This is a genomic window from Sphingomonas sp., assembly GCF_041661885.1.
In the GTDB taxonomy this organism is placed as follows: domain Bacteria; phylum Pseudomonadota; class Alphaproteobacteria; order Sphingomonadales; family Sphingomonadaceae; genus Sphingomonas.
In genome coordinates, this window is record NZ_JBAZTL010000018.1 from 1 (window position 1) to 11,752 (window position 11,752).

General features: G+C 62.3%; 9 protein-coding genes and 1 pseudogene. 2 read left to right on the top strand and 8 right to left on the bottom strand.

The window, feature by feature from the left end; translation table 11 throughout:
- Positions 1–296: 296 nt before the first annotated feature.
- From virB11 to WC704_RS17690, 8 genes are all read right to left on the bottom strand, one after another.
- On the bottom strand, positions 297–1,289 hold the full coding sequence (gene virB11 / locus WC704_RS17655; protein ID WP_372892341.1) for a P-type DNA transfer ATPase VirB11: 993 nt from the start codon (positions 1,287–1,289) through the stop codon (positions 297–299).
- Entirely contained in the window at positions 1,286–2,260 is a 975-nt protein-coding gene (locus WC704_RS17660) for a TrbI/VirB10 family protein (RefSeq protein ID WP_372892343.1), read from the bottom strand. Before WC704_RS17660 ends, virB11 begins: the two co-directional genes overlap by 4 nt.
- A gap of 119 nt (positions 2,261–2,379) precedes the next feature.
- Positions 2,380–3,075: a TrbG/VirB9 family P-type conjugative transfer protein gene (locus WC704_RS17665; protein WP_372892345.1), complete on the bottom strand. Its 696-nt coding sequence runs from the start codon at positions 3,073–3,075 to the stop codon at positions 2,380–2,382.
- Entirely contained in the window at positions 3,072–3,974 is a 903-nt protein-coding gene (locus tag WC704_RS17670) for a virB8 family protein (protein ID WP_372892347.1), read from the bottom strand. The genes WC704_RS17665 and WC704_RS17670 overlap by 4 nt, the downstream gene beginning before the upstream one ends.
- On the bottom strand, positions 3,971–5,203 hold the full coding sequence (locus WC704_RS17675; protein ID WP_372892349.1) for a type IV secretion system protein: 1,233 nt from the start codon (positions 5,201–5,203) through the stop codon (positions 3,971–3,973). Before WC704_RS17675 ends, WC704_RS17670 begins: the two co-directional genes overlap by 4 nt.
- 35 nt (positions 5,204–5,238) lie before the next feature.
- Positions 5,239–7,602: a VirB4 family type IV secretion/conjugal transfer ATPase gene (locus WC704_RS17680; RefSeq protein WP_372892351.1), complete on the bottom strand. Its 2,364-nt coding sequence runs from the start codon at positions 7,600–7,602 to the stop codon at positions 5,239–5,241.
- The gene (locus WC704_RS17685; protein ID WP_372892353.1) at positions 7,581–7,865 is read right to left on the bottom strand and encodes a type IV secretion system protein VirB3; all 285 of its coding nucleotides are present in this window, start codon (positions 7,863–7,865) and stop codon (positions 7,581–7,583) included. The genes WC704_RS17680 and WC704_RS17685 overlap by 22 nt, the downstream gene beginning before the upstream one ends.
- 4 nt (positions 7,866–7,869) lie before the next feature.
- Positions 7,870–8,187 (bottom strand): TrbC/VirB2 family protein, encoded by a 318-nt coding sequence (locus WC704_RS17690; protein WP_372892355.1) that lies wholly within the window; start codon positions 8,185–8,187, stop codon positions 7,870–7,872.
- 414 nt (positions 8,188–8,601) lie between these two features.
- Between WC704_RS17690 and WC704_RS17695 the strand changes: the two genes are divergently transcribed.
- Together WC704_RS17695 and WC704_RS17700 are read left to right on the top strand one after the other, a co-directional pair.
- Positions 8,602–8,820: a hypothetical protein gene (locus WC704_RS17695; protein ID WP_372892357.1), complete on the top strand. Its 219-nt coding sequence runs from the start codon at positions 8,602–8,604 to the stop codon at positions 8,818–8,820.
- A 1,008-nt stretch (positions 8,821–9,828) separates the two neighbouring features.
- Positions 9,829–11,752: pseudogene (locus WC704_RS17700) on the top strand (hypothetical protein); the annotation flags it as partial.

Sequence of the window (11,752 nt, forward strand, 5' to 3'; positions counted from 1 at the left end):
CTATGAGTAGTCGCTGCACCGCTCACTGAATCTTCGATCTCGTCCGACACCCGCCACCCCGCTCAAAGAGCGGCAATCATCCCGGCGGAGGCCCGGCGTGCAAGGTGGCCGTCAGACCCCGCTTACATATATTCCGCATATATTCGGCGTGTCCCAAGGGAAAATGGCGAACCCTGCGCAAAGAGCTCTCGTTTCACGCATGGAAACATGGCGTCGCGTGCGCTGGATTTTCGCGCGGACGCCGCAATCATCGTGCCGCGGACCGCATCACCCACGCGCCGCGCGGAAAGGCGTTCCTAACGGCGCAGGATGACTTCGGTGACCGAACGCCGCCCGCCAGTGCGGGCGAGCTGCACATACACATCGACCGTGCTTCGCACGTACTGCAGTACGTCCTCGCGGCCGAGGCGGGTGCCGGTTTGCAGGACCAGCAGCGCGATCTGCTCGATCGCACGGGCGCAGCTGTCGGCATGGACCGTGGTCATCGATCCGGGATGGCCGGTGTTGACCGCACGCAGGAAGGTGTAAGCCTCTTCGCCGCGCAATTCGCCGACGATGATGCGATCGGGGCGCATCCGCAGCGAAGCGCCCAGCAGATCGTCGGTGCTGACCCGGGCCTCGCCAAGCGCACTGCGCGACGCAAGCAGGCCGATGGCGTTGGGATGGTTCAAGCGCAGCTCGGGCGTATCCTCGATCAGGATCAGTCGCTCCTCTGCGGGGATTTCGGCGATCAGCGCATTTAGGAAAGTGGTCTTGCCGGTCGAGGTGCCGCCCGAGACGAGGATATTCTTGCGCCCCTTTACCGCCGCCGCGAGCATGCCCGCCACGTCGCCTGCATCCAGCATCGCCCGAAGGGCGAGATCCAGGTCGCTCAGGCCTTCGACCGCGCCGCGCTGCGTCGCGTCGAACGCACCGGTTGCGACATAATCGCCGAGCAAGAGATTGGACGACACATGTTTGCGGATTGCCAGCGCGAGCGGCCCTCGTGTCGCCGGCGGCGCGACGATCTGCACGCGCGCACCATCGGGCAAGGTGGCCGACAGGAGCGGGTGCTCGCGGCTGATTCCCTGATGCGACAAAGCCGCGATCTGTCGGGCGAGGCGGGCAAGTGTGGCTTCGTCGAGACCTGTAGCGTCGTGCCGCTCGATCGAGCCGGTTAGCGTTTCGACCCAGACTTCGCCCGGACGATTGACGTACAGATCGGTCACGTCGGCGCGTTCCAGCACGGCGGCCAGGGGGCTGAGGTAGCGGTGCAGATAGAGGGGCTGGGGGGTGGGTTCCGCGCTCACGGACGGCTTTCGACGGCGGTGAAGTCGAGGTCGCGCGCGACGAACACGCTGATGACGGTGCCCTGCTGGACGCGCAAGGTCGGTCGGATTTGCGCGCCCTGGGTCAGCGGTTGCGCGAGCGCTTGCGTGGCTCCTGGCAGGGCAACGACCACCGAAGAATTGTTGTTGCCGAGGCGGGACGCGAGATTGACACCGACATCGAGCGACGATTGCAGGATGGCGGCTCCGAAGCGTTCGAAGAAGTGGCTGTTAACCTTCCCGCGCACGCCAGCGCGTCCGAGCGGATCCGAGGCGGGCGATCCGATCGCGATGGTAACGCCGTCGGGCCGGACCAGCCGGGTCCAGGTGATCAGCGCCCGGTTCTGGCCGGGCTGCAGATCGGCGCTATAGTCGCCGAACAAGCGACTGCCGCGCGGGATCAACACGCGGCTACCGTCAAACCCGCGAACGTCGCGCCCGACCAACGCGCGGACCGGGCCTGCGCGGGTTGAGTCGAGCGCGGATTCCAAAACAGCCGGGATCAAGGTTCCTTGGCTGACAATCGTGGCGCGGTGACGGATGACGGTCGCCCGTGCCGATGCGGCATTCCCTTCGACTGCGTCGGTGACCCCATTGGCCGGGACTCCACCCGCTGCAGGTGATGACGGCGCTGAGCTACCGGTATCGAACACCAGGACCGGCTCGTTCGAGGCCTTTGGTGGCGGCGGTTGGTAGGCGGGCGCGGGCGGTGCCGGTTGCGGCACATAGACCACCCGTGGCGGTGGGGGAGGAGTGAAGACCGGAAGTGTGGGTGTCGGCGTCGGTGTTGGAGTGGGGGTTGGCGTCGGGCTTGGAAGGGGCGGCGGCGGGATGAACAGCGGCGGTGCCGATTGTGGTGCAGTGGCGGCATCATCATAGCGCGCACGCACCGGCGGTGCGGAGGCAAGGCGCCGCCTTGCATCGAGCACGTTGAACAGGACGAGCCCGGACACAGCGATCCCGCCCAGCATCGCCCAGAGCGGAATGCCGCTTCGCGGCATTCGAACCGTTGGCCGAACGTCGCTTTCCGAGGCAAGCGCGAGACGGGGATCTTGTGGCGGAACGGAGGTCATTACCGTGCTTTGCGCACGCGACGGGTCGCATAGGCGATTTGCGTGCCGAGCCGAAACACCAGTCGGCTGGAAATGCTGTCGATCACATAGCGATGATCGCGGACCATGCCGTTGACCAAAGTCTCTTCGCCCTGCGCATCGACTGCAAAGACCGCGGGCATTGTCTGCCCCGGGGGCCATTCGATATAGGTGTGCACACCGTCGTCATCCATCGCGCTTGGGCGGATCGCCCGGACGCCGCTCAGCCGGTAGCGACCGATTTCGGGCACGGCAGCGTCGCCCGATACGACCGCAGCCGTCGCCACCGGCGCAAAACGAAACCGGACGGTGAAGGCCAGGTCGGACGATGCCCCATAGGCCGGTGTCAGCACGAAGCTATAGGTGCGAGTGTCGGTCACCACCGTCATATTGGTCGCGGCACCGTTTTGTCCGGCCTTGATAAAAAGATGGTCTCCGCGCTTGTTGGGCGTCACTTGCCACGCCCCACTATCGCCGACCGCGATATTCTCGATCCGTTCGTCGGGTCCGAACTCGAGCGTCAGTTCATAGCCAACCGCAACCTGCAACTGCACCACCTGCTCGGGGTCATAGAGCACAGTCTGGATGCGGGGGTCGCCCACACCCGGTGTTGGGCGTATTTCCGCGCTCGCCACTGATGGCACTGAAAGCAGCAGCGCGATCCCAAGCCGCTTCACAGGGCCACCTCATTGCCTTGTGCCGGACGTGGAGTGGCGCGTTGCGGCAACGGAATCTGCGGTGCGGCCCGAAACGGTCCTGACTGAAACGTCGGCGTCTGCGCAGGCATCCCCTGAGCCGGAGTCGTGCTCTGCGATGCTGACCCAAACGGCAGGTTGGTTTGTCTTTCATAAGCAGTCGATTGCTGCGGAGTCGCCTCGACTGCAGGCGGAGCTTGTTCTTGATCGCGCCGGTAGCGCACGACTTGGAATCCCAGTGGATTGAGAAAGCGATCCGATTGCTGCAGCGGCTCGGTCGAGAAGCGGTAGCGGATGACCGCCACCCAAGAGCGCGGCGGCAAGGGCTGGCCACCCGCATCGCGCCGCTGGGTATCGAACCGCACCAGCGCTGCATTGCCTCCCAGTGGTGACACGCTTTTCACGCGCGTTTCAATCGCCGTGCTGCGCGGCAAGCGCGCGAGCGGGCTGCCGGGATTGGAGAACTGGACGCCCGCGATATAGTCCGCACGCGCCGGATCGGCCGACCACAACGCCACCTTGCGGTAATTGGCCTGAAGCTCATCGGTATCGAAGCTTTCGCGTGCGATGACATATTGCACGAGGAAGGATTGGGTCAGTGCGGCATCGGGCGCGATCTTCTGCGCGTCGAGCGGCTTTAGCGCCTGGACATACCCCGTGTTGCGATCGACCATCAGCGTATAGGGCTCAACCGTCTTGAGCGGGGTCAGCATGACGAGCGCCGCCGCCTCGCACAGCGCGACCGTAACCGCTGCGCTGGCGATGATCCACGCGGTTCGACGTGAGCCGCGCAAGCCGTCCCGGCGGTCTTGCGCCCAACTTCCCGCCGCTTCGTAATAGGCCTCGCGCGACAGTTTGAGATCGGCTTTTTTCGGTTTCACAAGGCCTCACGCCGGTTTGCGCCAGCGGAGACGCGGGCCGTGGTGCGCCTGCGCGCGGACTGACCGATCGGGACGATCGGGACGACGGTCGGCCCACGCGCTGGCGTTTGGGGGTTATTGCCACGTTCGTCCATTCTACCGAACGACGACGATGCCGTGGTAACGGTTTCGCGGCGCTGCGCTGTCGCGGCAGCGTCCGCAATCGCGAGCGCCCGGCTGCGTTCGGGTGTATCGGGATGCTCCGCCGTTCCGCGTCGTGCGCCACTCTCGCGACCCAATGTCGTTTGCAGGTCTGTAACCAGGCGATCGGACACGGCGCGGACCGCGACGGGAATCCGAAACCCGTGCGCGATCTTAGCAGCGGCGATCAACCCGGCGAGCAACGTGAGCGCAAACACGAGCGAGAGCGCGAGTAATTCGATTGGAACGGCCGGCGTCGCGACTTCTGCCTCGCGTTCGGCGAGAATCGCGGCAAGCCAGGGCTCGATCACCGCTAGTTCGATCGCAAGCACGATGGCGGTTGTAACGCCACCAAGCGCCGCGCCTCCGAGTGCCCGAAGCCAGCCTTCGAAGACACCGCGCGTTGCGTCGAACAGCAGGAACAGCGCAAAAAACGGACCGAGCGCCAGCAACAGACCCGTGACCAGCCGAACCGCTGCGAGCGCCCCGAGCGCGCTGGTCAGATAGATTGTGCGCGCGTTGCCGAGCAGCTCGGCATCGCGCTGTGGATCCCAGCGCGGGCGCTGGCCCAGCCGTTGAAATTGCTGCTGCTGTTGAGCGGGCGTGAGCGTCTGCGGGGCCTGCCCGACGTTATCGACGGCGTCGTCTGGGCGTCCGGTGCCAATCCTGACCAGCTCGGCCAGGCCATCATCAACGGCTTGCAAATGCGCTTCAAGGCCGCCGTTTGCCCCGGGGAGCGCCGACGCCGCTCCAATGCTTGCCGCAAGCTCGGCGGGCGTGCGTAGCGCGACGTCATAAACGACGGTGCGATAGGCCGACCAGCTCGTCGCCAGCGCGAGCACGATACCGACCTTGACGATGGCAAGCACCGCATCGCGCGTCGAGGGCGTCTGCCCGAGGAGCATACGATAGCCAAACGCCGCGACGAACAGCGTCAGCATCCCGGTGAGCGCGATCGACACCGACGATCCGGGTACTGCAAGCGCCTGATAGCCGCTCGCACCAATCGTCTGCGCCTGACAATCCACATATCCGAGCAGATCGCGCACAAACGGCCCGTCAGGGGAAAGGCTCGGGCAAGCCATCACGCGCGCTCGAGCAAGGCTGGCAACCAATCGACGGGATCGTTGCCGACGCTTGCGCGGATTTCGTCGAGCAGGCGGACGGTGCGTTCGTGGCCCGACAGGATCGTCAGCAGATCGGCTTCGCCTGCGAGATTGAGCCGCACGACCACACTGTCAGTGCCGTGCTTGATCAGGAAGCAACGCGCATCGTCGGGCAGCGTGCGGACGATCTCATATTCATGTGCTGTGAGACCAAAGCCGTCGATATAATCTTCGGCGCGCGCGCGCGGATTGGCCATGAAGATCTGGGTCGCCGCCTGTTCGATGATCGCGCTTGCGATTTTGCTTTCGAGCGCGTCCTGCGCGCTTTGCGTGGCAAAGCCGATAATGCCGTTGCGCTTGCGGATCGTCTTTTCCCAATCCTTGATCCGCCGTACGAAGACGTCGTCGTCCAGCGCCTTCCAGCCTTCATCGACCACAATGATCGCCGCCGTGCCATCGAGCCGTTCTTCGACGCGGTGGAACAGATACATCATGGCGGGGGTGCGCACCGCTGGATCATCGAGGATCGCGGTCATGTCGAAGCCGACCGCGGCGGCGCTGAGATCGGTCAGGTCGGTCGGGTTATCGAACAACCAGGCGCGTTCGCCATCGCCCCACCACGGGCGCAGCCGCGCCCATAAATCTGCGGCATGCGGACGGTGACCACCCCGGAACAGTTCGACGAAATGACGAAGACGCCGATGGCCTAGGTCTTGCGCAAAATTCGCGTCGACCGCGTCTTTGATCCGCTCGACATCTTCGAGATCGGCTCCACCGGCAAGCTGCGTCACCCAATCGATCAGGAACTGGCGGTTGGTTGGCGTGTCCGCGACCTGCAAAGGGTTCAGGCCCGACCCGATACCGGGCCGCAGCAGGTCATATTGTCCACCGATCGCGCGAAGGAACAGCTCGGCACCGCGATCCTTGTCGAAGAACACGATCCGTGGCCGGAATTTGCGCGCCTGGGCGAGCAGGAAGTTGAGCACCACGGTCTTGCCCGAGCCCGACGGGCCGATCACGGTGAAGTTGCCAAGGTCGCCGTGGTGGAAATTGAAATGGTAGGGGCCTGCTGCGGTCGTTTCGAGCAAGGTCACCGCGTCGCCCCAGTGATTTCCGGCGGCGCGGCCAAGCGCAAAATTATGACCGCTGACCAGCCCCGCAAAATTGCTGGTCGAGATCAGCCCGCGTCGCGCGATATATTTGAAGTTTGCCGGGAACTGCGCCCAGAAGGCCGGCTCGAGCGCAATATCCTCGCGCACCGCGAGGATACCGAGATCGGAGAGAGAGGCCTGGACCTCGGCCACGCCGGCATCGACCTCGGCGGGGGTCGCGCCGTGGACCGCAATCGTCATGTGATGCTCGCCGAACCCGGCGCGGCCAGCGGCGACATCGTCCTTCGCGTTCGACAATTCGCCGCGCAGCGAAACCGCCTCATCCTCAGTCGAGCGCATCCGCCGTAGTGCAAGATTCATCTTTCCAAGTGCTGCCTGTCGATCGACGAAGCCGAACGATTGCGCCATCGTCACTTCGAACGGCAAGCGCAGCAAATCATCGAACATGCCAGCAGCCGTCTGTCCGGGATAATCCTTGATCGAGACGATCCCGACATAGCGGCGCGAAGCGTCTCCGTGCGGCCCAAGCTCGACCGTCTCCTGTCCGAAACTGATCCGGCGGTACGGTAGATAGTCGCCGAGATCCTGCAGTGGCAGCAGCACCGGGCGCATCTCGCCGTGATAGAGCGTTGACAGAAATTCGAGCGGTTCGGAACAAGCACCACTCGGCGTGTCATAGACGCTCAGCAGGCGCGGCTCATAGCTGCCGAGCTGCGCCATCATCGCCTCGCGCGCGCTGTCGAGCTGGCGAACCTCCCGCGAGACGGACCCGGCGGCGTCGTCACCGACGCGCCCGCGCAGTCGATCGAAAATACCGATCCGCCCTTGCAGCGGGCGACGCACGAGCGTCAGGAACAGGTCGTTGACATAGAGTTGCTTCGCCGCAAGTCGTGCCCGCCACCGTTCGTCCAGCCGTGTCGAAAACGCATCGGGGAAGCTTCCGGTCAAGTCTACCGTAACGCGCCGCCGCACGATGTGATGATAGATCGCGAAGCGCGACGAACCGACCGCCTGCAGCATCGCATCGCGCAAGCTCTTGCGGTAGTTCAGTTCGTCAGTGTCGGCAGTCTCGAACAACAGTCCGCGTAGCCGGATCGTCTGCAACAGCAGCCCATCGCGCGTCTCGATCGTGCGATCGTCGACGTGCCGCGCATAGGGCAAATGAAAGCCCGCAGGCTTCTCCCGCAGCGCCGTCTTCGCGTCGCGCGTCAGGGGCGGTAGGAGTTGCATTGCCAGATCGCATGGTTGCGCACGCGCGGGCAGGTGCGGACACGGGTGAGCCAGAGATCAAAGATGCGCGGTTCGCGCACGCTCAGCACCATGCCGACCAGATGGACCAGAACCGCCGCGAGCAGCACCCATGCCGAATGGAACACGAGGAACAGCTCGGTCGCGACGACGCCGTTGATAATGAAATAGCTGTAGGTCACGCCTGCGAACATCTGCGGGCGCGTCAGCGCAACGAAGAGCGGATCCCGGTCGATTCCGGCCATTGCGTTAGTTGCCCAGGCCAGCGGTGGATTGAATGCCCGCAACGATGCTGGCCGCGCCGAACAGGATGAAGCAACCGAGGATCACGGTCGCGCCATAGCGCCAGTTGATCCGTCCGGTCAGCATCAGCAGGCCGACTGTTGCGACAGCGATGACCGCTACCACGGTCGCGACGGTGCCGAGCAACGTGCCCTGCAGCCAGCGCACTGCCGAAACGATCGCCCCGGAGCCCGCCGGATCGGACAGCGAACTCTGGGCAAATGCCGCCGAGGTGACGGTTGCTGCTAGGACACAAGCCGTGACCGCCTTTGCCAAAATCGACATCACGGAAACGCCACTGTGATCCGCGCCCGCCCCCCTTTTGCCAAGCAGATGTGGCACCAACCTCAGTCGCACTGGATCGCTCCTCCCCTAAAATCTTTGCCAAGCGTGCCTATCTGCAGGAGAGGTCGCGGGAAAGAGCTAAGAGTGCTTTTCCGTCTCATTCGCGCAAATATTCATCCTTTCGCATGAATTTATCTTGCAACGCTCGTTGTTGGCGTTTGTAATCCAATGCAGGGGTTTTCAATTGCTTTTCTCATAAGCGGCGTCCGGTTTGGTCGTGTCATCTTAAGTCGCTCGCCGATGCTTTCGTTAACGGCGCGTTGGGGTATGTTGTCGAGTTATGGCGGGGCGGTGGTTTGATCCATCCATTGTTTGTGTGACTATTTGAATTAAGCTTGAACAGAGGAGCGGGGCATGACTCGACTGAAATTCATCGAACTCGTTGCAGCCGGCGCGCTTTTGGTCGCTGCGGGCGTGGCGAGTGCTACCGAGACCGTTACCTACAGCTATGATGCGAAAGGGCGGCTAGTTCAGGTCACCCACAGCGGCAGCGTGAACAACAACGTGGTTGTAAACTACACCTTCGATGCCGCCGATAATCGGAAGAACGTCAAGGTGACCGGGGCACCGTAACGCGCGGCCTGCGCGATCGATAACCCTACCCGATTACTGAAGGATATTTCCATGACGAACTCGACCTTTGTCGAGCGGCGGCGGATGCGTACGCGCTTGGCTCTGTTCACTCTTTCCACGATTCTCTGCTCGGGTCTGGCAGCCCCCGCCTTGGCATCAACGCCGCATCCAAATCTCGACTCCAACGACGTCGATTTAACCGATGGCAGCTTCAACCCGCGTTTGCCGATCTTCTCGATTGGATCGGGGCAAGCGGAGTTGCCGCTTGTGGTGTCGCCAAACTCAGCTGATGGCACGTCGGACAATTGGTCAGGCATTAGTCTTTACCAGGAAGTATCCGGTTCGGTTACGCGGATAACGATCTCTCTTGGAACAACGTACGACACGTTTTCAAGTGCCGACAACTTTGCCACCTCGCTACGCGGAACCGGGGCAACTTTGTCGACAAACGGAAGTACAGCGACATATCATACGCTTGAGGGCGTAACGATAAATTTTTCAAACCCCAATCCACAGGAACCCGGCGGTACATCGAACTTTTGCAACGATACGGGAACAACATATTGCTATCTTCTGCCAGATACCATTGAAGGAAAAGCTGGTTTAACGGTCACTTATAATTGGGACGTAAAACCAAATTGTTCCCGTATCATAATTTCCGACACAGGGGGAACTTGCAATGAATATTGGCGGATGCGTGGTGTATCCAATAATGCGGGTTACAGCATTAATTGGGCCTACGTGAATGAAAACGGCCAGCCTGTTGCCGCATATTTTCGTAAGTCAACCGCAACATTTAGTAATGACAATATTTCTGGCGCGTCGCCAATAGTGAGATATGGCTATCCGTCTTCCGGCGTTACCACTATCACCACGCCAGGCGGTAAAGTTTGGACTGTTACGGCGGGATCTGGAGTCATTGCCGCTATTCGACGGCCAGGCGCCACATCCAATTCGACGAACGTCTCGTATAGTGGTGGAGCGATAACCGCGGTGACGAAAGATGGAGTGACAACCAGTTACTCCAGAACGGTTTCGGGCTCCACGGCAACGATGGTGGTTACGGACGCGCAGGGCCGCTCGACAACCACTGTTTCCGATCTGAACAAATTTCGCCCGACATCCGTAACCGATCCGCTCGGTCGTGTTACGACATACAGCTACGATGCCGTGGGAAAGTTGACCGAGATTTTATATCCGGAAGGCAATAAGCAGCAATTTTCCTACGACGCTGCCAGTCGAACCACGAGTGTTACCCTCAAGGCTAAACCGGGGTCGAACCTCGCGGATATAGTTACGAGTACTGGTTTTTCAAATTGCATCGACGCAACCTGCCCGGCCTGGTCGAGAGACGCGCTCGGCAATCAAACCGATTTCACGTACGATAGCAGCACGGGGTTGGTGACGACTGTTACGTCGCCGGCGCCGACCAGTGGCGCAAATCGCCCGCAGACTCGATATAGCTACACCACGATATCCGGTGTGCCGATGGTAACCGGTATATCCACCTGCCGGACCGGGGCTGCGGCCTCGTGTGTCGGCACAGGCGACGAGGTGAAGACCAACGCGAGCTATAACAGCAATCTTTTACCCATCAGCATCAACAACGGTTCCGGCGATGGAAGCCTGACCGCGACCACGACTGCCGCTTATGATAGCGTCGGCAACCTGCTGACGGTCGACGGGCCCTTGGCCGGGGCGGCGGATACCACCAGCTTCCGCTACGATGCCGACCGCGCACGGGTCGGGATCATCTCGCCTGACCCTGACGGTGCGGGCGCGCTGAAACGTCGCGCGATCAGGCAAAGCTACAATAGCGATGGTCAGCCGACGGTGACCGAACGCGGCACGGTCAATGGCACAAGCGACAGCGATTGGGCGGCATTTGCTAGCTTGCAGCAGTCGGTTGCGAGTTATGACGGAAATGCGCGCAAAACCCAGAACGTGGCGACGGCGGGCGGCACAACCTATAGCGTGGTCCAGTACAGCTACGATGCGGTCGGCCGTCCGGAATGCACCGCGCTGCGTATGAACAGCGCTGCCTGGGGTTCTTTACCGTCGTCGGCCTGCACGCTGGGCGCGGTCGGCGCTTTCGGTCCTGATCGGATTACCAAATCGATCTATGACGCCGCTGGTCAAGTCACCAAGACCCAAAGCGCCTATGGCACGGCTGACCAGGCGGACGAGGCGACGGCGACCTATACCGGAAACGGCGCACTCGCCACGTTGACGGACGCGCAGAACAACCGGACCAGCTATGGCTATGATGGTTTTGATCGGCGGGTCGTTACCTATTATCCGTCCACCACAGCCGGTTCGGGCGCCAGTTCAGCCACCGATTACGAGCAGCTTGGCTATGACGCGAACGGGAATGTAACGAGCCGTCGTCTGCGCGATGGGCAAACGATCGCCTTCCGCTATGATGCGCTCAACCGGCTGACCTACAAGGACCTGCCGGGCTCGGAGCAGGACGTCAGCTACAGCTACGATCTGCTGAACCGCCCCGTGTTTGTCAGCCGCCCCGACGGGGTAACCGACACCCTGGCCTATGACGCGCTTGGCCGCCTGACGAGCGACAGCCAGGCGTTCGGCTCGATCGCCTGGCAATATGATCTCGCCGGGCGGCGCACGCAGACGCGCTGGAATGACGGCTTCTTCGTCGCTTACGATTATCTGGTGACAGGCGAGGTGTCGGCGGTCCGCGAGAATGGGGCGACGAGCGGGATCGGTGTGCTGGCGCGCTACAGCTATGACGATCTCGGGCGGCGCACCGGTATCACGCGCGGGAACGGCACGAGCGGCGGCTATGGCTATGATGCGGCGTCGCGGCTGGCGTCGCTGACGCAGGATGTGGCGGGTGCGAGCTATGACCTGACGCTCGGCTTTGGCTATAATCCCGCCGGGCAGATTGCCAGCCTGACGCGCTCGAACG